The organism is Planktothrix pseudagardhii (assembly GCF_904830925.1).
Classification (GTDB): domain Bacteria; phylum Cyanobacteriota; class Cyanobacteriia; order Cyanobacteriales; family Microcoleaceae; genus Planktothrix; species Planktothrix tepida.
On sequence record NZ_LR882967.1, the window covers coordinates 2,859,027 to 2,884,779 of the forward strand.

Genomic DNA, 25,753 nt, shown 5'->3' on the forward strand with positions numbered 1-25,753 from the left:
AGGAGCAATTGTGACAGCTACCCCTTTATCAATTTATCCTAATATTCAACCCACGTTAACAATCACGATTTTTGCAGTCCCTAAACCGTTTCGAGGTCAGATTCGGATAATTCAACGGAATGCTATTCAAAGTTGGTTACAATTGCAACCGCAACCGGAGATTATCTTATTGGGAACTGATCAGGGAACTGAAGAAACGGCCATAGAGTTCGGTTTACGTTATATTCCTGATATCAACGTTAATGCTCAAGGAACGCCTCTATTAAATAGTATTTTTTTCCAAGCTTCCCAACAAGCCACTTACCCGATTTTGACTTATGTTAATTCGGATATTATTTTAACGAGGGATTTCATACCAACGGTTCAACAAGTTGTCAGCCAATACCCGCAATTTTTAATATTAGGAAGACGTTGGAATTTGGATATTACTGATTCCATCGATTATAATAATCCTAATTGGGAACGAAATTTACGAGATCGCCTTCATCAAGCTGGAACTTTCAGTGGTGTTGGTGCATTAGATTATTTCGTTTTCCCTAAACCTTTATTTTCCCAACTGCCAGAATTTGCCATTGGACGAGCAGGTTGGGATAACTGGATGGTGGGGGAAGGACTCAAACAGAATATTCCGGTGATTAATGCCAGCCAGATAATTACTGCAATTCATCAAAATCATGACTATCATCATCTACCTGGACATCGTTTAGAAGCGTTTCAAGGAACCGAAGCGCAACACAATCAAGTTTTTCTTCAAAATCATTTTGCGGGAAATAGTGCTGATGCGACAATTTACCTGACTCCCCTTTCTTCTAACCTTAGTCCTAAAGTGAGTGTGATTATTCCCACCACCTGTGTAGAGACGCGCCATGGCACGTCTCTACCTGCCACCATTGATAGTGTTTACCAACAAACTTTTACAGACTTTGAAATTATTGTTGTTGATGATAATAATTCTATAGGGGAAATGCGATCGCTATTAACCAGAGAATATCCCTTAATTCGTTATATCCATCAACCGTCTTCAGGAATTGTAGCCGCTTATAATCAGGGTTTGGAAGTTGCGGAAGGGGAATTTATCACATTTTTGCATCCTCCAGAAGTGTTTTTACCCAACAAACTCGCTCAACAAGTGGCTTGCTTTGAACAGAAAGCAGGGTCTTTAGAAATGGTTTTCAGTTCTTGGAAAACCCCGTCTAGTTTTCGGGATCACAACATCAACCTCCTTGCCTTTGGGTCAGTATTACAAGGACGAGAAGGCTTGCACGGCGTTCATGGCTGGATGTTACCGACGCTGTGGCAATTTATCCGCACTAGCACGATTTTATTTCGGCGCAGTTGGGTACAGCGTTATGGTGGCTTTAATCCCCAACTGTCTGAACAAGCTGCTATCCTTGATCTATTATTAAATTTATCTTCAAGAGGAGCAGCGGCGGTTTGTTTGGAACAACCGACAATTTGCAGTTTGGAGCCTAAACCGTTAACGGTTGAAAAGATTAATTTAATAGCAGCCGAGTCTGAGCAACTCCTCCAGAACTATTTTTCCCGTCCAACCGTTAAACCTTGGATGCGTCCTCTGGACTGTCTCGCTTATACTCAAACCTTCCAATGGTTAGCCAGTTTAATTTCTGATGAACCCCAAAAGGCAAAATTCATTCATTGTTATCACCGCTATTTTCACCAGACCCAACCTTTCAGGGTTAACGCATAAAAATATGTTTTTGTCAAGTCTCGAATTTTGTCTTAATCTTCCGTTACAAAAACTCGTGCATCGGGAATTGAGAATCGAGCCGGAATATTGTAAATTTTGCTTAATCTTGAACGAAGTTATAGCCTTCTAGCCGTCATTTTTACAAATAGACAGACTAACCCCTTGGGTAGTGTTTTTTCAAGCTTACCACAACCCCCATGATTTCGTCAACTATTTGAAAATTATTTTCAATAAAAAATCCGGTTGGAGTCTCTTTGTTTTAAATTTCAAAACAATCATAAATTAATAATAATATATTCTTATGAATAATTCGTGGGAATAGGAAGAAGGAAAGAATTGTCTCAGAGTCCCCCTTCAATGATGACTGATAACTGATGACTGATAACTGATTAATGCTTCTCCCAAATTCCGATAAAACCATAAATGAATCGGTTCTCCTTGTTGTTCTATTCCTTTTTGATAACAATCAATCGCTTCTTTCAAATAGCCTTGACGATGTAATTGTTGTCCCAACTCCTGATAAATCTCAGGATTATTGGGACTATTTTGTAACATCTCTCCATATCGGGAGAGGGGATCTAAATTAACGTTGTTTTTTTTTTGAAATTACACGGCTAATCCCTTCATAAGCGAGATCAAAATCCGGTCTGAGGTTAATGGCTTTTTGGAAATAAGCAAGGGCATCTTGATAATTTTCTTTTTGTTCTAAAGCCTCTGCCCAGTGTAAATGAATATCGGGTGATTGGTCATAAATCTCACAAGCGCGACGATAACAACTAATCGCTTCATCCCACTTTTGCAACATAGCAAAGGTATGACCTAAAAGATGATAAGCAATGGGAGATGCAGGGTTAAGAACACAAGCGCGACGTAAAGCAACTAACGCATTTTCAATGTTGCCTTGTTGTCGGAGAGATTGTCCTAAATTTTGATAAGATTCAAAGGAATCAGGAATAAACTCTTGGGTACGACGATATTGAGCGATCGCTTCTTCAAATTGGCGTTGTTTGCCTAAAAGTTGTTGTAACCCAAACTCAATAGTGCTCTGATTTTCTGGATTCAGTTCTAAGGCTTGACGATAGGCAGAAATCCCTTCTTCCCATTGATAAAATTGGGCTAAAGCTTGTGCTAATTGCTCATATAATTCGGCTGAGGCAGTTCCTAAATCACAAGCTTGACGATAAACGGTAATCGCTTCTTCTAAATGATGAACTTGAACCAGTGCTTGAGCTAAACTTTGTTGATTTTGAATAGAATCAGGATTCAGTTCAACACAACGACGATAAATTGTTACGGCTTCTTGCCATTGATTTTGTGCAGCTAACGCTTTTCCTAACTGTTGATAAGCGTCTGCAAAATTAGGATTCAATTCACAAGCGCGATGCAAAACAACTGTTGCTTCTTCCCATTCTTGCTGTTGAACTAATGCCGAGCCTAAATCATAATGAGCTTCCGCCGAGTTAGAATTAACGTGACAACGGCGACGACAAAGATTAATGAGTTCTTGCCATTGTTCTTGACTGTTTAAAATATCTTGCAAGCGCTGATAAGCTTCGGTTAAATTCGGATTCAGTTGACAAGCACGACGATAGTTACTCACGGCTTCATCGGCTTGATGTAGTTGTTCTTGAATCACACCTAAACCCAAATAACACTCCGGCCAATAAGGATTAATTTGTAACGCTTGATGATAGGCAGAAAGAGCATCTTGCCATTGATGTTGTTGAGCAAAAGCTTGTGCTAAATAATAGTGGGTTTCCCCGTTGTTGGGTTTAAGCTCTAACGCCTTCTGAAATTGAGTAACCGCTTCTGTAAAATTGCCTTGTTGGGTTAAGGCAACGCCTAAATTCGTGTAAAATTCATGAAAGCTCGGATCTTGGTCGAGGGCTTTGTGGAAACAAGTGATTGCTTCGCTATAATTACCCTGCTGAGTCAACACACTGCCTAAGCGGTCATAAAACCAGGGGGAATTGGGGTTGAGATCAATGGCTTTTTGGTAAGCTGCGATCGCCTTTTGGACATCTCCCTGTTGGTTGAGGGCTTCTCCTAAGTTATAGTAACTCCAAGGGGATGTCGGATTTTCCTGTATCGCTTGTTCATAGGTTTGAATGGCCTGTTCAAACTGACTTGTCCGTAACTGTTGATTGGCGGTTTCAAAATAGCTAACACTCATGCCTGTATTCTCGGTTAATTTTAAGATTCAATAAGAGTTGAGGGCGACTTCAGGGAAGTTAAGAATTACAATAAAATACCTGTTTTGGATTGTACAGGAATTTATGCAATTTCATTCCTCCAAATTACAACAAATTAGATATCAGTTAGAGCGATCGCAATCTTGGCTACAAGAAATTGAAGTCAAAATGAACGCTTGGCAGTCTCCCTCAACTCTGCCTCTACCTGCACGTCAGTCATTTTTATTTTACCGAGATTATGGAGGGTTCACAGGGGGACATTTAAAAGTTTGGGATTATTTTAATCATGTCCAATTTTCCCAACGCTATTCTCCCTTGATTTATTTTACGCCTCAAAGCAGTTGGGATGCTAGTAATCCTTGGTTAAATTTAGAGCGAAAATTGATATTATCGCAACCGTTAGAATATTCTGATATAATTTTTATGGAAGGGTTAGATTGGCAGTTGCTCAATGAACGCTATAAAAACAATTCTCCCATTCCGATTATTAATTTAATTCAGCACGTTCGACACGCTTATCCTGATAATCCCCGTTATCCCTTTCTCAAGTATAAAGCGATTCGGATTTGTGTCAGCACAGAGATCAAAACGTATTTAGAAGCCACTGATCAAGTGAATGGAGAAATATTTGTTATTCCTTGTGGCTTGGATCTGAACTTAATTCCTCAAGGAATAGATTGGCATCAAAAAGAGGATAAAATTTTAATTGCCGCTTTAAAAGAACCGGAATTGGGACAAACCTTAAAGATAGAATTAGAAAAAATAGGGAAGAACGTGGAACTCCTGACGACACAACTTCCCAGAACCGAATATCTACAAAAGCTAAACCGTGCCAAAATCACCTTGTTTCTTCCGAACCAAACAGAAGGTGAAGGGTTTTACCTTCCGGCTTTAGAAGGAATGGCTGTTGGAACACTGGTGATTTGTCCAGATTGTATTGGCAATCGTTCCTTTTGTCATTCAGGTAGAAATTGTTTACGTCCTGAGTATACGATAGAAAGTTTATTGAAGGCGATCCAACAAGCCTTACAATATTCTCAAACTCAAATTTGGGAAATGTTAACCCATGCTAAACAAACCGCTCATGAACATGATCTCGTTAAAGAGCGTCAAGCTTTTTTAGAGATTCTCGATAATATTCATGAAATTTGGTAAACCTTAATCCTCAACTCTCACCCTTTAATTTATTGGAAATCTATGCAAAAGCAAAACCCAGAACAAACTGCTTTCATTATCACCGGAATGCACCGTTCAGGAACTTCCTTAACCGCATCTATTCTTCAGAGCGCAGGGGTTCATATAGGCCGAAATTTATTAGGTGCAGATCACGTTAATATAAAAGGTCATTTTGAGAATATTGACTTTTATCACCTTCACATGAATATTCTTGACTCACAAGGAGCCAGTAGTGCAGGTTGGACATTACAGGACAATTTGGAAATTAAAGAAGAATTTGTTGACCGAGCTAAAGAACTCATCGAACAAAATGCTTTAAGTTCTGTTTGGGGATGGAAAGAACCTAGAACTACTCTATTTTTAGAATTTTGGGCAAAACTGTTACCCGAAGCAAAATTTTTATTAATTTATCGTTCTCCTTGGGAAGTGGCAGATTCCCTGTATCGGCGACAGGATGAAATCTTTCAAACTCAACCTGAATTAGCCATCAAATATTGGCAGCATTATAATCAAAAAATCCTGAATTTTTATAATCAAGAGCAACATCGTTGTTTGCTAACCAATCTACACACAATTATTCAAAACCAAACTGCCTATATTGATACTATTAATCAAAAGTTTAACGTTGAGTTAAGTTATCCAGCACCCACTGCTTACGATCCTTCTTTATTAAAAACTGAGATTTCTTCAAACAGTCAGAAACCGACTTTAATTGACTATTATTTTCCTGAAGCCATTGAATTGTATCAGGAACTTGAAGGGAGAGCATGGCATCCTGAACAAACACCAGACTTTTCTTGGCAAGACTTATTAAAACCATCTCTGTATCGCTCTTGGGCTTTTCAAGATTGGGCGAATGGGCGTCGATTAGAACAGGAAAATAAATCCTTAAAAGCTCAATTGCAAGACCAACAAGCTGAAGTCCAAGAAGCTCAATTAATTAAAACTGAGTTAGAGCAAACAAAAACTCAATTAAAAACGGCAGAAAATTTATTAGATCAATCTCAATTGCAATTACATGAAACCGAAACGGTTTTAGAAAAATCTCAAGCTCAACTAACAGAAACCGAAACAGCTTTCCAAAAATCTCAAGCTCAACTAACAGAAACCGAAACGGTTTTAGAAAAATCTCAAACCCAGTTACAACGAACCGAGTCTGTTTTACAACAATCTCATACTCAACTCAACCAAACTCGGACTGAATTAGAAACCGCTAAAACTCAACTGAGTCAAGCTCAATTTGATGTAATGCGGTATCAATCCCAATTACATCAAACTCAGGAAGAATTAGAATATTATGAACTAAACTGGCCTCAAGTTCAGGACGATTTAACACGGTATAAAACTCAACTTGGGGAATCGGAAGCTAAAATTTATGAAGCTGAAGCTTTATTGAGTCAATTAATGATGCAGTTACAACAAACCCAAAAGCGAGAAGAACGCTTTCAAATTCAACTGTATCAAACCGTAAAAGAACTAGAAGAAAAAACAACTCAACTGCACCAAGAACAAGCAGCTTTGCAACAGGCAACTAATCAAGTTAAACAACTAAAACGGGATTTAAAACGCTCAAATTCCCAACTGTATCAAGTGCAAGGAGAGTTAGATTTATACCATTCTCAATTAGAACAATCGGTATCTCAATTAGAAATAGTGCAAACGGAATTGACTCAAACTCAGTCACAATACGAGCAAACTAAACGAGACTTAAAACAAAAACAAGCTCAAATTCATCAACTGCAAACCGACTTGAAGCGATCGCAAGCTCAACTGCACGAACTCCAAGTTGAATTAGCTCAATCCCAAGCTCAATTAGAACAAATGCAGGAACGGCAACGCTTAGAGCAAACAATGGCTGAAGATCCCAAACCAGAAAGCGAAATTAACTACAACTTATTAATTTGGGATGCTTGGAATGCTTACCGAAATGGTAAATTACCTTTAATGAAACAGCATCTTCAGCAAGCGTTGAAATTAACTAAAACCTCTCCAAGTGAAACAATTTTGACTTGGTTAGAAACCTTTTCTAAATTATCCTTAGCCCAAGGCTTTGAACTAGATTCCCAAAGCTTAACCCATTCTGAGGAATGGCAACAGTTAATGCGCCAAATGATGGTCAAAAAAACAATGCCATTACCTTTCATTAAAAGTTATCCAGCCACTCCAGAACAGCCTGAATCTGAACCAATAGCTCTGAGTGGGGCAGAAAATCATAACTTAAATTAAGCTAAGACTGCTCCCGTAGAGACGTTTCATAAAAGTAGGATGGGAGTGTGGAAACTCAGCGTCTTCAGACCTGAGAGGAAACACGACTCAGGGGAATTTATTCCCCGTGAATATTGGATTGGGAACCGACAAAAATTGTTTTATTTGCCGATTCCCGGTTTTTTTGGGATTTCTCCCACTCCTATTGCTAGGGTAATGTTAGCTTCGCCAATGTTATCGGTCGGTAACTATCTCAAAAGCACTATTTTACCCCTCGTAAAACTGTTTAACTTTTAAGTTCCAGAGCAACAGACTAGCTACGCATCTATTGGTGGGTTCTTGAACACTTGCCGATAACGTAGTCAATTAAGACTATAGCTGGTCAGCTATCCAAAGAGGAGGCATGAAGCCCCGTCTCTTTAGAGCGGGGTGCTGACGAAACGTCTCTACCCAGGCGGAACGTTAAGGCTGAAGTCCAGGTTTTAGGGCTTCTGGACACGATGGTAACAAAGTTCAGCTTCTTTTGTTTCCCCCAGTTGAGTTAAAACATCGCCCAATAGCTGGTAGGTAGATACCCAGTTCGGATTTAATTCAAGGACTCGGCGATAACATTGGGCTGCTGCTTCTAAGTCCGCTTTAGCAGCTTGGGGAAGAGGTTGTAAGGGAGAGCGATTTTGCAACGCTTCCCCCAAATGTTGATAAACAACATCAGATTCGCTGATATTTAAGGCGCGACGGTAAGCAGCAACCGCTTCATCCCAACGTTGCAGTTGAGCCAGGGCAAACCCTAAATGATCTTGAGCTTCCAAGGAATTTGGATCAAGTTCAACGGAATGGTGATAGGCAGTAACCGCCTGTGGCCACCGTTGTATCGTCGCTAAAGCATCCCCCAAATGTTGGTAAATAATCGCCGCATCAGGTGCCAGTTCCAATGCATTATGATAGGAGGTAATTGCCTCTTCCCATTGGTGGGTTAGGGATAAAGTATGTCCGAGAAAGTGATAATAAATGGCGAATTGAGGGTCAATTTCTGTGGCTTTACGGAAATCGGTAATCGCCTCTTGCATTTTGCCTTGATTTCTGGTAATCAAGCCTAACTTATAATGAGTCCAGGATGATTTGGGGTTTAGTTTAATCACCTGTTGATAAGACTCAAGGGCTTCCTCAATTTGGTTTAGAGCTTCTAACGCTTCTCCCAACTGTTGATAAAGTTCCCAGTTGTTGGGACTGACTTCAACGGCTTTCCGCAAATAAGCAATGCCTTCGCTTCCCCGTCCTTGACGAGCAAAGGCATCCCATAAATAGTGATAACAGGAGGTTGCATCGGGTTCCAGTTCAAGTGCGGTTTGTAGGGAACTGATGGCTTCTGAAAAATGTCCTTGTTGGCAGAGCAATTTTCCCAGGCTTTGCTGAAACTCATAAAAATCAGGATTGAGTTCCACAGCACGGCGATAGGCATCCGTTGCTTCGGGGATTCTCCCCTGTTGCTCTAGGATCTCTCCCAGGTTATAGTAAGACCAAGCCGAGTTAGGATTGAGTTCGCAGGCTTTTTGGTAACTTGCGATCGCCTCCTCAAGCTGACCCAGTTGAGCCAGGGTTTCCCCTAAATTGTGGTGATACCAGGAAAAGTTGGGTTTTTCGGTGATGGCTTGAGTGTATGCTGTAATAGCTTGATCGAGTTGGTTAAGTTGTTTGTATTTATTGGCTTGGTCAAAATGACTTATAAATGTTTGTTGACTAGGCTGTAAAAAACTATTCATAATATTTTACTGTTTTAGTCTAAAATGGACATCTGTTAAAGGTTAGCAGACTTGAGCAGTAACAGGAATTAGCTGTGATATGATCTACTGAACTTGTAGTATCTAAGAGCTATTTTTGCCACGCGCTTTGGCTAGGCTTGTTACTAATGCAGGTGAAAACCTTTTTTTACTATACCTGTTCTGTGTTAATCTAGGAACCCCATCCAGCTTAAAAGCATCTTAATGAGCAATAACTGACTAAGATTCACGTTTAATCCATCAAACAGGTCGTTAACGTTATTTTGTAATAAAATAATTACTAGGTTGTAAGTTTTTCTTCATCTAGTATAATCGCATCTGGAACCAATACACACTCGTGAGGAATATCAAAAAAATGGGTTTAGGAAATTGCCAAAATATCATGGCTCTTTTGCAAAAAGAGTATCAGATCAAAACCTTTATTGAAACAGGTACATTTCAAGGAACAACGGCTGTTTGGGCTTCTGAAATCTTTAACAATGTATTTACTATTGAGTTATCTCAACACCTTTATGAATCCACTGTAAGGAATTATGGACATATTGCTAATATAAATTTTTGTTATGGTCATACCAAAGAACATTTAAAATCAATAGTACCGCAACTTAATGGCTCTAGTCTTTTTTGGTTAGATGCTCATTGGTCAGAGGGAATCACGGCGGGTCAAGAAGATCCGTGTCCCTTATTAGAAGAGCTAAAGATTATTAAGAATTCTCAGTGGGAACACTTTATTTTTATTGATGATGCTAGGTTATTTCTATCTCCACCACCCCACCCTCATGGTATAGATAGATGGCCAGCTATTCATACAATTGTTCAAGAGTTACTTTCCTTGCAAAGCCCATATATTGTGGTTATAGAAGATGCTATTATTTCTGTTCCAGAATATGCTAGAACTGTCTTAGCAGAGTATTGCCAAAATGGAAATACAAAAGCCTGGGAACAATATATGAGAAATCCTAAAAGGCTTTTTTATCCAATCTCATTTGAAAACCAACCTGAACAGAATCTAATAGAAGAACAAACACCAGTAGCAGACGAAGTAGAAGAAGTTGATTTTAGTTTTCAACAAAGTGGTGAAAGCCAAGTTATTCAAAAATTTATTCAGCCCGGTTCTATCGTTTTTGATCTTGGGGCTAATTTAGGGCATTGGACTCAAGAAGTTTTAAGGAACTCTACCGATCCTGAAATTCATCTTTTTGAGGCTTTGCCTAACAATTATAATACTTTAATCAAAAATTTAGCAAGTAAATTCAAAAATAGCCGAATAATACCGAATAGTTTTGCGATATCTAGCCAACCGGGGATACAAACCTTTTACCATTATCTAAATCATCCCGCTTTAAGTACATTTCATCGTAGAATATCTGTAGAAAATATAGGAATTCTTCAGTATCCGCAAGAGATTAAAATCTTGAGAAACACAATTGATAATTACTGTTATCAACAACAAATTAAGAGAATCAATTTTATCAAAATTGATGTAAGCGGACATGAACTTGAAGTATTGCGAGGAGCAGAAATATATTTAAGTAAAGGTAAAATAGATTACCTTCAATTTGAATATGGAGGCACTTATTTAGATGCAAAAACAACTTTAAAAGAAGTTTTCAGCTATTTACAAAGTTTTAGATACTCAATTTTTAAAATCTTACCTGATCGTCTGCATTATCTGCCAAACTTTAAACCTGAATATGAAAACTATGAAGGTAGCAACTTCCTCGCCGTTAACGAACGGTTTCAAGCTAATCTATTAGGTCAAGCTGCCCAAATGCTTGATTTGAAGCAACTTTGTCACCAATATTCTATTACTCCACGCGGAGTCGTTCATGTTGGAGCTCATGAAGGAACAGAAATTAGCTCTTATCAAGCAATGGGAGTACAAAAGGTTTTGTTTATCGAAGCTAATCCTGCCGTATTTGAACGCTTGCAAGCTAATGTTGCTGCCTATCCTAATGTGCAAGCTGTAAATTGCGCTATTAGCAATCAAAATGGCATGATTAATCTTCGCGTTACTTCATTCGATCAAAGTAGCTCAATTTTACCCTTAAAGCATCATCAAAATATCTATCCAGATATTGTAGAAACTCATCAGGTTACAGTAGAGGCTAAAACCCTAGATACCTTATTACAAGAATTAGGATTAAATCCTTCGGATTTTAATATTCTTAATATTGATATTCAAGGTGCGGAACTGTTAGCTTTACAAGGTGCAACTCACTGGCTCACTTATATAGAAGCTATTAATACAGAAGTGAATTATAAACAGCTTTATGAAGGTTCTGCCTTGATAGATGATTTAGATGAATTTTTAGATTATTATGGTTTTAATCGAGTGAAGACAGTAACTCATCATCCAGATTGGGGTGATGCTTTCTATGTGAAGAAACCTGTCATTACCATGTCCGCTTTTGAGATAGCGAGATTTGGCAATCAGATCTTTGATTACGCTTTTCTGAAAATCTATGCTCAAACCCATGACTTACATCTTGAGATTCCTCGATGGGTAGGTCATTATCTCTTTGGCCATCAAGAATCTCAGATATCGCGGCAACTTCCAGATGCAGTGGAACACGAACAGTCTTTTGAAGGTTCAGAAATGCTTATTTTGAACTCACCAACTCCCTTGAAAAATGTAGATGTTCGTGGGTATTTTCAACTGCACACTCAATATTATTCCAAATATCAGAATTGGTTTCGATCTTGGTTTCATCCTGTTTCCAGTATTACAGAGAAAATGGAAGAAGCCATGAATCGACTTCGAGCCAAAGGGAAAACGATTGTTGGTTTACACTTAAGAAGAGGAGATTATAGCTGGGCTTGCCATCATGTCCCCTATCTTCGTATTGCTCCTAGTGAATGGTACCGAGAATGGTTAAAGGGTTTATGGGAAACTTTAGAACAACCTGTACTGTTTATTGCAAGTGATGAAATTGAAAATGTAGTCGGTGATTTTGTTGACTATAATCCCGTTACGATTCAAGATTTAGGAGTAGAATTACCCCTAGCACCTTTTTATCCTGAATTTTACATTTTAAGTCAATGTGACATTTTAGCGATTTCCAATAGTACCTTTTCCTTTGCAGCTTCCATGCTCAATGAACGCTGTAAGTTTTTCTTCCGTCCTCATCTTAAATATAAAAAGTTAATTCCTTATGACCCCTGGAATAGTGAACCTTTATTAAGAGATAATCCCGATCAAATTATTAGTAGAAAAAAATGCACTCTAAGTGTTTGTGCAATTCTCAAAGATGAAGCTCCATACTTAATAGAATGGTTAGAGTTTCATAAATTAGTGGGTGTGGAAAGATTTTACCTCTATGACAACGGCAGCAGCGATCATGTTATTGAGTTGGTTAAACCTTATATTCAATCAGGAGAAGTAATTTGGCATGAGTGGCTAATTCGTCCTGGGCAAATTCCAGCTTATCAAGATTGTTTAGATAAGTATAAAACAGAATCGCAATGGATCGCTTTTATTGATCTGGATGAATTTTTAGTTCCTACAGAAAAGAATGACATTAAAGCTATCTTAGAAGATTTTCAAGACTATCCAGGGGTAACAGTGAACTGGTTAATTTTTGGTTCTTCCGGTCACAAGATTAAACCCGAAGGTTTACAGGTAGAAAACTTTACTCGAAGGGGAGAGGATGGGTTAACTGTTAATTTCCATGTGAAATCAATTGTGCAACCTGAAAAAACTTTAAAAGTTCAAGATCCTCACTGTTTTATCTATGTAAATAACCAACTAGCGGTAACAGAAAATAAGGAACCGATGAGCGGGCCGTTTTCTCCCTCTCATTCAGCGAAGCAGTTAGTAATCAACCATTACATCATTAAATCTTTGCAAGAATACAAAGAAAAAATGTTTAGAGGACGTTCTGACACTGAGCAACCTCGAAATTGGATGTTTGAAGCTGCTGATCAAAACAACATAGAAGATTTGACAATTCAACGTTTTGTCCCTGAGTTAAAAAAAGCTGTTGAGTCTGTAATCTCCCAATCTCCAATTGCTCAGATTTTGCAAGAGCAATGGCGCTTAAAAACAGAGTTATATAAAAAGCAAACTGAATTAGAACTTTGGCAAAATAATCTAAAGCAAACGCAAGAATTAAATTCCGAGTCTTCGGTTCTATTCCAACAAGAATTAGAAAACAGTCAGACTCAGTTAAAGCGAACCCAAGACCAGTTGAACCAAGCTCAATCTGAGTTGAATCAGATTCGAGAAGAATTAGAGCGAGCACAAGCTCAATTTGATGAAGTTTTAGCAGAATTAGAAGAAGCTCATTGGCAACTTAATCAGCACCAACAATCTAAAGCTGATCAATCTGCTCTAGTTTAATAGATTCAGAAGATTGATTAAAACCGTCTCTAGTTTACATTAAGCTCAGACGGTTTTTTTATAATCTAATATTACATCCCATAAAAACTTGTCATAATTTACATCTCTAACTTTTTTAGTAAGGATGACAACACCACCAAATACAGGATAAGTTGGAAAGCGTTTGAGGCTTTTATTAGTACAAATTATCGAATCGCAACAATAGCCATGCAAGGGCCATTAGGATGATTAAGTTCTTCAAAATTAATTCTAATATCTTTAAAACCAAAATATCTTAAGGACGATAAGATATCTTCACGCTGCATCCAATGACTATGGGGCAGACTTCCACCACAAAATCCTGCATAATCTAAAGCTCTCGTGTATTCTTGACGATAAAGGCTATGAGAAAACCCTTGATATTCATGGGTAAACTGATCTGTAAATTTAACAGATAAATTAGGCTGGCTATTAATAATATTTTTATCATAATAATGAGTCCAAATAAAAACTTTATAGCTGGCCTTTGCAATTAACCCAATCAATTCTACTGGATTAATCATGTGATAGAGAATACCACTAGCCAAACAAATATCAAATAAACGTTGATTTTTTTTAAGATATTCTATACAATCTCCACAGATAAAGTTAGCTTTTTTTAAACTCAAAATTTCCTTAGTAATTAGACATTTAAGATAAGCACGAGTATTAGCTTCTACAGACGTAATAGAAGCTGCACCGAACTGTTCTAACATATAAGTATGCCCGCCTTCTAGTGGGCCCAGTTCAAGAACATTCTGATCTTGAATTTTTCCAAACTGCTCAACTGCCCAAGTAATTCGAGTATCTTCAAAAAGAGGAGTTTGTCCCGCTTGTAGAGAAGAAAATTTTCCTGGGAACCTAGATGCCCATTCACCTCTAAAAATATCTAAGCAATTTTGGGCACTAGGTGCAGATTTAATATACTGATCAAGAATGTTCATGAAAAGACCTTTAACTAAGAAGATAATAAAGTGAAATTTAGGAAATCAAAAAAATATATTTCGGAGGATTTTATTTTAAAGAGTTCCCCCTATACAATATTTTATCTAATTATCCTGAACTTTAATACTAAAGTTTTGACAAACTCTTGTCAAGTGAGGACTATAACAAGGATCATTATCAATATACTTTTTCCAACGTCCTTCAATAATATTCGATTCTCGCTTTAGACGTTCTTTCTTTTCCGGTGTATCTTCATAACCCCGACTTTTGGATTCATGATGATAAAGGGTAACGTGAGGTAAATACAAATTGCGATAGCCTTGATCTAACATTTTTAAACACAAGTCTACATCATTATAAGCAACCGTCAACTGTTCATCAAACCCTCCGACTTGTTCAAAGACTTCTCGCCGACACATTAAGCAAGCACCTGTAACCGCAGAAACATTATTAAACCCAACAACATTGCCAAAATATCCGGGGATATCAGAAGACATGGCATAATATCCATGACCTGCAACACCCCCTAATCCCATTACAACGCCGGCGTGTTGAATGGTATTATCAGGGAATAATAATAATGCTCCCACTGCACCAATTTGAGGCCGTTGGACTTGCTCAACCATTGCATTCATCCAGTCGGGATTAATCACTTCTGTATCATTATTTAAGAATAACAAATAATCCCCTGTGGCTTGACTAACGCCATAATTATTAATTTTTGAGAAGTTGAAGGGAATATCTAAGCGATAACATTTAAACCGGGATGGTTCCTGAGAACTCCACTTAGAAAATACTTTAAACGTATCATCCTGAACACTGCCATTATCAATGACAATTACTTCATAATTAGGATAGGTTGTTTGAGTAAAAACGGACTCCAAACAACGGTCTAATACGTCCCCTAAATCTCGCGTTGGAATAATAATACTAACTTTCTTATAATTGATAATTTCATAACGAACTAAATGATGTCCTAAGAACCCAGGAACCCCGGATACTATTCCGTGTTCTCCCCGTCTATCTAAGGCATCTTGAATCGCTTTTTTAGACGCTTCATAAGCATAAGGTTTCGCTTCACTTCCCCCTGCCGTTGAGCCGGAGTGCATTCGCCAGTGATATAAAACTTTAGGAATATGAGCAATTTTTTGGGTTTTTTCGGTAAATCTTAAGACTAAATCATAATCCTGTGCGCCTTCATATCCAATTCTAAATCCTCCAATTTCTTCAATAATCGACCGTCGATAGGTTCCTAAATGACAGGTATACATCCGCGATAAAAAGGATTCTGGACACCATTCCGGTTTGAAGTAAGGATTAATTAAGTTACCATTGGGACTAATTTTATCCTCATCAGAATAAATCATGTCTAAATTAGGATTCCGATTTAATAATAAAGCCACTTCATACAACCCATCGGGAGTAATGATATCATCATGATCCAGTAACGTAATAAATTCTCCCGTTGCTAATTCTAGGGCGGAGTTAGACGTTGCTGAAATATGACCATTTTCAGTTCTGTAACTCACTTTAATTCGAGAATCTTTGGCTTTATATTCTTCTAAAATTGCTTTAACATGAGGAGAGGGAGACGCATCATCCGCAATACAAAATTCCCAGTAAGGATAAATTTGATTGATTACCGATTCTATCGCTTCTCGCAGAAATTCTTCCGGGGTATTATAAACAGGCATAATCACGCTAAATACGGGTTTATACCGGAATAATTCAATGGTTTCTGCCATTTTTATTAAATCTGCTGCTCTGGGAAAATTCTTGTCTCGCCAGAGTTTATACATATAATCTTCTACTAAAATCCGGTCTAACAGTGCATCTTTTAACCCATTCAAATCAATTCCTAATGCGGGATCTAGTTCGGCTGCTCGTCGATAATGATGGAGTGCATCTTCTATTTTCCCTTGTTTGGCGAGTGCTGTTGCTAAGTTACAATGTGACCAACCAAAATTAGGGTTTATTTCTAAGCATTTGCGGTAAGTTGCGATCGCTTCTTCTGCATTACCTTGTTTTTCTAATGTATCCGCTAAATTATGATAAGACCAATGGAAACCAGGATTTAATTTAATGGCTTCTTGATAAGCTAAAACAGCTTGTTCAAATTCCTTTTGACGTTGCAAAATATCCCCTAAATTATGGTAGGAACCAAAAAAGTGAGGGTTTAATTCAATAGCTTTTTGATAAGTTTTAGCAGCTTCTTCCAGTTGACCATTTTTTTCTAATGGTTCCCCTAAGCGGTGGTAAACATCGGCTGAGTTAGGGTTAATTTCTAATGCTTTTTTGTAAGTGGTGATCGCGTCATCAAATTGACTCATCCTTACAAAAGCTTCCCCTAATTTTACTAACATTTCAAAATCTTGGGGGTTAGCTTCTTTGACTTTTTTATAATAAATCAAAGCTTGTTCACGCTGATTTTTACTCCATAACAAATTGGCATATTTCCAACACAATTCTAAATTATTGGGTTGAGTTTTTAGCAGCATTTCATAAGCGTCCAGATCATCAGCATTAAATTCAATAGCTTTTTGATAATATTGATTTGCTTTTTCTAAATCGGCGGGGGTTCCTCGCTGTTTTAATGCTTCTGCTAAACGCGGATAAATATTGGTTAAATCAGGATTTAATTCTAAGGCTTTGGAATAGGAAGAAATCGCAGCATCCCAACGTTCTAATTTAGCTAAAACCTCTGCAAAACTTTGATGACAATCGGCTGACTCAGGATTGAGGGCGATGGCTTGAGAATAAGCAGCGATCGCATCTTCCCATTGATAGAGTTGAGCGTAAACGTTCCCTAAATTGTGATGAAAGATAGCTACATTGGGTTTAAGCTGAATCGCTTGAGAATAATAGTCAATGGCTTTATTCCATTGTTGGAAATGAGCGGATACATCTCCCAAAGCATGATAAATTTCAGGCGACTTAGGATTAAATTCTATAGCTTCTAATAAAATATTTAATGCTTCTTCAAATAATCCTTTTTTGACTAATGCTGTTCCTAATGTTTGATAAGCATTTCCTAAACTAGGATTGAGATCAATCGCTTTTCGACAAGAATCTATTGCTTCATCCAGTTGACCCTGTTGAGCTAAGGTTTCTCCTAAATATTGATAAGCAATGGCATCTTCTGAGTTAAGTTTAAGAGCTTTTTGATAGGACGTAATGGCTTGTTCTAATTCACCTTGTTTAAATAAGGCTTTCCCTAAACTGTTGTAAAATTCGGTCACATTGGGATTAATGGTAATTGCCACATTTAACGCATTAATTGCCTGGGGTAAATTACCCAATTTTAATAAAACTTCTGCTAATTGGTATTGTGACCAAGGTGAATCAGGATTTAATTCAATCGCACGCTGAAACGCTTGTATTGCTTCTAATAGTTGATTATTTTCTGCTAACGCTTCCCCTAAATTATGATAAATCCAATGAAATTTAGGGTTTAATTGTGCAGCCTGACGATAAGCAATAATGGCAGCTTGTAACTGACCGGATTGTTTCAATTGATTCGCTTCTTCTAGCAAATGGGTAGCCGTTTTGAAGTTGCTGGATTTAGATAACATTGTTGATATTTCCTTAATATTCCTAATGTGAATTAACTAATTTATTAGATGATCTGTTAAAGCTGTTTTGGCGCGTGCGCTTTCGCTTACGCACCCTACATTTAAGGGTTGATTTTTAGCTTCACTTGTCCAAATTTAGCATAAGTTCCATCGTTTAGAACAGCTTGAAATAACAATTCCGTCTGGTTAGATAGATTTATAAGTTCAAGGGTTTCACAAAAACCACAAAATTCCGAATGGAGGTTTTCAGGATGTAGAGTAGCAACATCAGGACGGTAAAAATTAGCGGGAATTTCCTTAATCACTTGACCGTGATTCCCAATAATTTGAACAGCCGTTACTTTCTCCTGTTGTCCAAGTACCCATCCTTTAAACCGAATTTGACTAATTCCCGTATAAATTTTAATTTCGGGTTCATCGATTGAACAATTGTCTAACACTTGGTCATCAAATTTTAGAGACACATCGCTAATTTCTACCTCAGCAAATTGCCTTAATCCATAATTAGAACTTGATAACGTTAAATTAGGATTATAGCAGGGATCATGGTCAACATAACGTTGCCATCTTTGTCGCATTATAGTAACTTCCTGCATAAATCGCTGTAATTTATCCGGTGTTGTATCATAACCTCGGCTCTTGGATTCATAATGATATAAAACAACGTGAGGAAGATAAATATTCCGATAGCCTTGTTCAACCAGTTTTAAGCAAAAGTCTACATCATTATAAGCAACGGCTAACTGTTCATCAAACCCCCCCACTTGTTCAAATACCTCTCGCCGACACATCAAACAAGCTGCGGTAACTGCTGAATAATTACTGATAGAAATAACTTGACCATAATATCCGGGGTCTGTTTCAAGTGCCATGCGGTGACTATGGGCTGCAAAATGACCAATTCCCACCACAACACCAGCGTGTTGAACAATTTTATCAGGATAACGCAATAACGCGCCAACAGCACCAATTGAAGGACGTTGGGCTTGTTCAACCATGGCATCAATCCAATCAGGATGAATCACTTCAGTATCATTATTTAAGAATAGCAAATAATCCCCAGTTGCTTGACGTACAGCATCGTTATTAATTTTAGAGAAATTAAAGGGAATATCTAACCGATAAAATTTAAACCGAGTCGGTTCTTTTTGTTGCCATTTTTTTAAAATTTCTTGGGTTTCTGATTCGGTACTTCCATTATCAATGACAATCACTTCATAATCAGGATAAATGCTAAGAGTAAAGATAGATTCCAAACAACGATTTAAGATTTCTCCTAAATCTCTTGTGGGAATAATAATACTCACCCGCTTGTAATCTAAAATTTTATAGCGGATTTGATAATGTCCTAAATAAATCGGAACATCCTTAACAATTCCGGGTTCTCCTCTGCGGTCAATTGCATCTTGTAATGCTCGTTTTGCTGCTTCATAAGCATAGGGTTTCGCGGCTGTTCCTCCAGCAGCAGAACTGCTATGAATTCGCCAATGATAAAGGATTTTAGGAATATGAAAAATCTTATCTGTTTTTTCAGTAAATCGCAGAACTAAATCATAATCTTGACTGCCTTCATATCCGATTCTAAATCCTCCAATTTCATTAATAATTTGCCATCTATAAACTCCGAAATGACAGGTATACATTCGAGATAAAAACGAATCAGGACACCAATCTGGTTTAAAGAAATGTCCTGTTAATGCTCCTTTTTCATTCAGTTTATCTTCATCGGAATAAATCATATCCGCTTCAGGATGCTGATTCAGTAAGGAAACCACCTCATACAACGCATCGGGAGTGAGAACATCATCATGATCTAATAACCCGATAAATTCTCCCGTTGCTAACTCTAAGGCTGAATTAGAAGTTGCTGAAATATGACCATTTTCAGTTCTAAAAATGACTTTAATTCTGCTATCTTGCTGTTGATATTCTTCTAATATCGGTTTGACATGGGAAGCCGTCGAAGCGTCATCTGCAATACACAATTCCCAATTAGAATAAACCTGATCTAATACCGATTGAATGGCTTCCCGTAGAAATATTTCCGGGGTATTATAAACAGGCATGATAATACTAATCAGGGGTTGATATTTGAAATCTTTCGTAGTAAGCCCTTCAGGGCTATGGCTATGAGGCGTGAACGCCTCACTACTTGTAGTAAGCCCTTCAGGGCTATAAGGCGTGAACGCCTCACTACTTGTAGTAAGCCCTTCAGGGCTATGAGGCGTGAACGCCTCACTACGAATTGAATTATATTTCAACCACGCCTGATAGAGTTGTTCATATTCAGATTGAGTTTGAGAGGAAGAAAAGTAAGGATTTAACCTAGCTTTTTTTTTTCGACAATTCCCTCTAATTTTTGTAAGACTTCGGGATGTTCTGGCTCTAATTGCAATGCCATTTGATAGAAGACAATAGCCCCATCCAAATGATCATGATTGACTAAGGTATTTGCTAATTGAATATACAATTGAGGATCATCGGGTTTAATCTCAATGGCTTTATGATAAGCAGCAACGTGATCAGGGTTTTCTTGAATCACTTGATAATAATATCCCAAGGATTCCTGTAAATCTAATTTAGCTCGATTTCTCAACGCATCGGCGAGTTTTTCCTGAATATTGGGTAAATCAGACTGAACTTTGATTGCGCCTCGATAAGCTACAACTGCTTCTTCCCACTGTTCTAATTGAGTTAAAACTTCCCCTAAATTATAGTAAGACCAAGGAAACTGAGGATTGAGTTTAATGGCTTGTTCATAAGCAGGAATTGCCTCTTCGCAGCATTCTAATTTAACTAAGGCATCGGCTAAACTATTGTATGACCACGAATAGCTAGAATCTAAAGCGATCGCATTTTGATAAGCTGCAATTGCATCTTCCCACCGTTCTTGTTTAAAGAAAATATCGGCTAAATTGTTTTGTGTCCAAAACACAGTTGGATCAATTTCAATAGAACGATTATAAGCAATAATGGCTTCTTCAAATCGTTCCTGATCTCGCAGTAAATCCCCTAATTTTTGATAAACTTCGGCATTATTACTATCAAGTTCAGCAGATTTTTGATAAGCTTTAATTGCCTCTTCTCGTTCCCCAATTTTGGCAAGTGCATCTCCGAAACCTTTATAAGCTTCTGCATCTCCACTGGGATTCATTTGTATTCCTTGGCGCAACACTTGAACAGCATCTTGCCAATTTTCTTGTTTAACTAAAACTTTTCCTAATCCATAATAGGAAGATACTAATTTAGGATTTAAAGCAATGGATTTCTGATACAGGTTAACGGCTTCCTCTAACCGCCACTGACGATTAAAAATCTCCCCGACTTTATAATAAGCAACGGCTTGATTAGCATCTAATCCTAAAATTTGGTTATAAACTCTGATGGCGTCATCCCAACATTCTTGACGGCTGAAGAAATCCGCAAACCCATAATAAAATTCTAAGCGGGATGGTTCTAATTCTAAGGCTTTTTGGTAAGCCTGAATCGCTGCATCTAGTTCTGCTTTTGTAGAATATAATTGACCTAACTGATAATAGGCTCCCGCTAACTGAGGATTTAATTTCAAGGCTTGTTGATAAGCGGCGATCGCTTCGTCTAATCGACCTTGTTTAAAGCGGGTATTTCCTAAATTAAAATGTTCTTCGGGTGTGGCTTTTTCTGGTTCTAAACTGTAGGCTTTTTCCAAGCATTGTGAGGCTTGTTCTAACTGCCCCATCTGGGTTAAAACCTTGGCAAAATTGCGATAAACCCCAGCAAAATCGGGTTTTAAATTAACCGCTTGTTGATAATAAGAAGCTGCTTTTTCTAACCGTTCTTCTTGAGCATATAAACTGCCTAAATTCGCATAAACTTCAGGATATTGGGGTTGAATTTCTAAGGCCTTGGAATAACAGCGAACCGCCGCCGACATTTCCCCTAAAATTTGCAGGGCATTGCCTTGAATTTTATACGCTTCCGCTAAATCGGGTTTTAATCGTAACGCTTTTTGACAAGCTGCGATCGCTTGATCCCATTCTTTTAAGGCACAATAAGCTTGAGCTTGCTTTAAATAGGTTTGAGGATTACTAGGATGATTGCTTACAGGTGTTGTCCCATTTTTCACCATGGGTTGTTGCATCGCTCCCGCTAAGGTATCTTGAGGTGAAGCGACTGTCACGGTTGTTCTGGCTGTGGCTGCGGCTAAGGTGTCTGAGGGGGCTTGAGGAGTATTTAACTCAATGGCTTGGCGATAGATTTGTGTGGCTTCCTGAGCTTTACCTTGCCCTTGAAGAAGGGTTCCCAAACTTTGATGGGCTGCGGTTAAATTAGGATTGAGTTGAATTGCTGTCCGATAACAAGCTTCTGCGGCTTTGACATCACCGTGCTGCCCTAACTGATGGCCGAGGTTAAAATATTCTTCTGCCGTTGCTTGATTGGGTTCTAAGGTCAAGGCTTGATATAGGGCTTGTGCTGATTTTTTCGGTTCGTTGAGTTGTGTCCAAACTCTGGCTAAATTCCGATAAGCACCTGCAAAATTCGGTTTTAGGGTGACAGCTTTCTCATAACACGCAATTGCCTGTTGCCATTGTTGCGCTTTAGCGTACAGACTGCCCAAATTAGCATGAACTTCGGCCCAATTAGGTTGAACTTGTAACGTCCGGGTATACCATTGCTGCGCCTCTTGCAGTTTCCCTTGTCGGAGTAAGATATCCGCCATCAGTTTACAACCGGGTGCATAATCAGACTGAATCTGCAACAACTGGTTGCAAGCCTTCATCGCATCCTCGAATTGTCCTTGATTAAAATAGATTTCTGCTTGTTGATGGAGAAACTGTACACTGCGGGCGCGAATTTCGTTAGGTAACATAGTTGGTTTCAGTTCAGACACTCAATCGGGATCTTCCCAAAGCTAATTCTACTGGGTTTTGGGTTTTTGATATCAAGTTTTTGATATTGACTGTTAACTTCTGAGTGTTAGATGCACTCTACTCCTTGTCCCACAGCCCTAAACCTGTTTTCTTTCTACAAATAACATTTCTAATAACCGTTTTAAAGAAACGAGATTTACCCAAATATCCTCCGTCAAGGAATTTTGATACATTAACTCCCGCAGGGGATAGCAAGAAAAGCCCTCTCCCGTTAGAGAATAATGTTCTAATCCCAAATATTGACTAATCACCCAATAATAATGGCGATTATAGTGGGGAGACACCCATTCAATGACTTGGGTTCCCGGTTGGCAAAACATAATATTGGTTAAACCGCTTCCATGGGCTCCCATAATCACTTTAGCTTGAGAAAACAGAGCCACTTGTTGGGAAAAGGACATCGACTCCAGTTGCACCACAACAAACCCCCAGGGATGCAACAATTCAATCACTTCGTTTTCATTCAAAATCCGACGATAGCGGGCATCTCCTCGACTAATATAAATGCGTTCAGGATAATTCCGATTATCACCCCTGGGCAAAAACCAACGCCGCAACGTATCAATAGCCCAAGGTTGTAACCATCCCATATATCCAGGATATGAGGGAACAATTAGCTGTTGGGCTTGGATATGGGGAAAGTGATCACTTTCTAAGATTTTAAATTCCGGAATCCCCAAACGAGTTAAGGTTTCTCGTTGAAAAGAGGCTTGTTGACTATTCACTAAAAACCAATCAATTGTGTTGAAATCAATTCCACTTTGACGCAACAATTCCACCCGTGGCAAAATATCTACCATCCAATGAAAATAGACATTTCCCGACAACCCCGACAACACGGCTACTCGTCCCTCAATTTGCTGTAGGGGCGGTAACTGTTCGGTTTGAAACACTTGATGCTGCATCGGATCATAACTGGGACAACCGGGAAGCGGGGCTGGATATTCGCGTGAAACATCCGCTAATAGTTGGTTATCGGGTGTGATAATGGCGATCGCTTTGCAAACCATCCAATAATTTTCTTGGGGAACAATCCAAGCTCGTCCATTAGGAATGATCGCCACAAACAAAGAGGTTGAAGCAATGTTACTCTCTGATATCCCACACTTTTGAATTCCATGTCCCAAATTTTTCCAGGGGAAAGATTGAAATACACGCTTGAGACAGGGTTGACAGTCTAATCCCCCGCATTGTGTCGGAATTTTACAGGGAGTTTTCTCCCCATTCTCTAAACCTGGGCTATTTTTTCCCTCAGAAGCTAATAATCCTAATCGGGAATAATAATGACTATCCTGTAAATTATGGTTTTTTAGCCAGATTAAGGTTGAATCACACACTTTTTGGGGGTGCTTTATTACTTCAGTTCTTGCCCAGTCTTGCAGTAACCTTAATGTTAAAGGATAGTTAGAAAGTAAAGATTGAAAACCGGGCTGTTGCTGTATCTGTAAAACGGTGTTGTAGTAGTTTGCCGCCGCGTCCCAATCTTCCTGTTTTTCCAGAATTCTTCCTAATTGCAAATAAACTTCAAGCTCCTGAACAAGGGAAACCTCTGACCCCGATTTCAGTAACGTTCGAGCGATTTGATAAACTGTTAATGCAGCATTAAGTTGCTGAATTTTGAATAAACAATTGCCTAATTTTAGGTAAATTTCAATAGATTGGGGGTAAATTTGGGCAGCTTTTTGGTAGTAACTGACCGCTTGCTCAAACTTGCCATAGGTTACTAAGGCATTTCCGAGGTTAAGATGGGTTTGAATTAGAAAATTATAAATCGTTGTAGAATCTTTTCCGATTTCTCTATCCCACTGTTTTAAAGCGATGAGAAAATTAGCACAAGCTTGTTGGGCTAAGGACAATTCATCATCACTGAAATGTTCTTTTACCCTCTGACAATAGCCTGTTATAAATTGATGCTCTCGTAAAATAATGTTTTGAAAATACTGCAAAGCTGCATCAATCCGACCTAACTTCAGTAAGGAAGCTCCACAATCGGTGTAGGCAAATCGATTATCAGGATCTAATTCAATAACTTTTGTAAAACAATAAAATGCAGTTTTATGTTGGTTTTGTTGTTGATAAAGTTTACCTAAATTACTATAAACAAGAGGAAAATCATCCTTGAGTTTTACAGATTTATAATAGGATTGAATTGATTCTGTAATCTTATTTTGAGCAGTAAAAACTTGGCCTAGATTATTATAAATCGAATAATTATCTTCTTCTTTTTTATTATATCTTAAGGCATTATTCCAGGCTTCTATCGCTCCTGCGAAGTCATCTTTCGCAAACAATAAACATCCTAAATTATTATGGGCATTCGCTAAATCGGGTTGTAACTTAATAATGTGTTGATAAAGGGCAATGGCTCGTTCCGTTTCTCCTAATCCCCCATAAGCTATTGCTAAGGCAAAATAGGCATAAACGTGATGGGGGTTTTGTTCTAAGGTTTTTTGATAGCAGCGAATCGCTTTTAGAACATCCCCACTCCAGGAATAAGCTTGGCCTAATTGAAAATATAACTCTGTCCAATCTGGACGCAGACTTAAAGCTTTTTTATAGCAGAATAAGGCGTGATCAAATTCCCCTGTATTGCGATAAACCTGAGCTAAATAAGCATAAGCTTCAACAAAATTTGGCTCTAGTTTAATGGCCTTTTGATAGGCAGAAATCGCTTCTGTAAATAAGCTTTGAACTTCATACAAATCCCCTAAAATTTTATAAGCTTTAGCACAATAAGGATCGAGTGCGAAAATTTCCGAAAGTGTCGCGTGAGCTTCCCGAACATTTCCTGCATCTACATCTGTTTCTGCTGACTGGATTAAGGTTTCAAGGCTTGAATTCACAGTTTTTTACTGTTAAGTGTTGACTGTTGTTTATTCTCCATTGCCAGACTGCCCATTTTCTATT

The 25,753-nt window shown here is 38.2% G+C and carries 11 protein-coding genes and 1 pseudogene; 4 read left to right on the forward strand and 8 right to left on the reverse strand.

Going from position 1 to position 25,753, the window contains the following annotated elements:
• Positions 1 to 10: 10 nt before the first annotated feature.
• Entirely contained in the window at positions 11 to 1,708 is a 1,698-nt protein-coding gene (locus tag NMK36_RS12110; RefSeq protein WP_254173814.1) for a glycosyltransferase family 2 protein, read from the forward strand.
• A 354-nt stretch (positions 1,709 to 2,062) separates the two neighbouring features.
• Here NMK36_RS12110 and NMK36_RS12115 read toward each other — a convergent pair whose 3' ends face one another.
• Both NMK36_RS12115 and NMK36_RS12120 read right to left on the reverse strand, forming a co-directional pair.
• Positions 2,063 to 2,263 (reverse strand): tetratricopeptide repeat protein, encoded by a 201-nt coding sequence (locus tag NMK36_RS12115; protein ID WP_072721548.1) that lies wholly within the window; start codon positions 2,261 to 2,263, stop codon positions 2,063 to 2,065.
• Between the two features lie 28 nt (positions 2,264 to 2,291).
• Positions 2,292 to 3,881: a tetratricopeptide repeat protein gene (locus NMK36_RS12120; protein WP_254173815.1), complete on the reverse strand. Its 1,590-nt coding sequence runs from the start codon at positions 3,879 to 3,881 to the stop codon at positions 2,292 to 2,294.
• A 103-nt stretch (positions 3,882 to 3,984) separates the two neighbouring features.
• Between NMK36_RS12120 and NMK36_RS12125 the strand changes: the two genes are divergently transcribed.
• Both NMK36_RS12125 and NMK36_RS12130 read left to right on the forward strand, forming a co-directional pair.
• The gene (locus NMK36_RS12125; RefSeq protein WP_254173816.1) at positions 3,985 to 5,055 is read left to right on the forward strand and encodes a glycosyltransferase; all 1,071 of its coding nucleotides are present in this window, start codon (positions 3,985 to 3,987) and stop codon (positions 5,053 to 5,055) included.
• A 42-nt stretch (positions 5,056 to 5,097) separates the two neighbouring features.
• Positions 5,098 to 7,302: a sulfotransferase gene (locus NMK36_RS12130; protein ID WP_254173817.1), complete on the forward strand. Its 2,205-nt coding sequence runs from the start codon at positions 5,098 to 5,100 to the stop codon at positions 7,300 to 7,302.
• Between the two features lie 461 nt (positions 7,303 to 7,763).
• Here NMK36_RS12130 and NMK36_RS12135 read toward each other — a convergent pair whose 3' ends face one another.
• Complete coding sequence (locus NMK36_RS12135) at positions 7,764 to 9,041, reverse strand: tetratricopeptide repeat protein (protein ID WP_254173818.1); 1,278 nt, start codon at positions 9,039 to 9,041, stop codon at positions 7,764 to 7,766.
• 373 nt (positions 9,042 to 9,414) lie between these two features.
• On the opposite strand from NMK36_RS12135, the gene NMK36_RS12140 reads away from it, so the two are divergent.
• Positions 9,415 to 13,401 (forward strand): FkbM family methyltransferase, encoded by a 3,987-nt coding sequence (locus tag NMK36_RS12140; RefSeq protein ID WP_254173819.1) that lies wholly within the window; start codon positions 9,415 to 9,417, stop codon positions 13,399 to 13,401.
• A gap of 185 nt (positions 13,402 to 13,586) precedes the next feature.
• On the opposite strand, the gene NMK36_RS12145 is transcribed toward NMK36_RS12140, so the two are convergent.
• The 5 genes and pseudogenes from NMK36_RS12145 to NMK36_RS12165 all read right to left on the reverse strand — a co-directional run bounded on the left by NMK36_RS12145 (position 13,587) and on the right by NMK36_RS12165 (position 25,689).
• On the reverse strand, positions 13,587 to 14,363 hold the full coding sequence (locus NMK36_RS12145) for a class I SAM-dependent methyltransferase (RefSeq protein ID WP_254173820.1): 777 nt from the start codon (positions 14,361 to 14,363) through the stop codon (positions 13,587 to 13,589).
• Positions 14,364 to 14,468: 105 nt separating this feature from the next.
• Positions 14,469 to 17,936, reverse strand: coding sequence for a tetratricopeptide repeat protein (locus NMK36_RS12150; protein WP_254173821.1), 3,468 nt, complete (start codon positions 17,934 to 17,936; stop codon positions 14,469 to 14,471).
• A gap of 101 nt (positions 17,937 to 18,037) precedes the next feature.
• Positions 18,038 to 20,044, reverse strand: a pseudogene (locus NMK36_RS12155) (glycosyltransferase family 2 protein); the annotation flags it as partial.
• 212 nt (positions 20,045 to 20,256) lie between these two features.
• Positions 20,257 to 22,785: a tetratricopeptide repeat protein gene (locus NMK36_RS12160; RefSeq protein ID WP_254173823.1), complete on the reverse strand. Its 2,529-nt coding sequence runs from the start codon at positions 22,783 to 22,785 to the stop codon at positions 20,257 to 20,259.
• Positions 22,786 to 22,923: 138 nt separating this feature from the next.
• The gene (locus NMK36_RS12165) at positions 22,924 to 25,689 is read right to left on the reverse strand and encodes a tetratricopeptide repeat protein (RefSeq protein WP_072721533.1); all 2,766 of its coding nucleotides are present in this window, start codon (positions 25,687 to 25,689) and stop codon (positions 22,924 to 22,926) included.
• Positions 25,690 to 25,753: the final 64 nt, after the last annotated feature.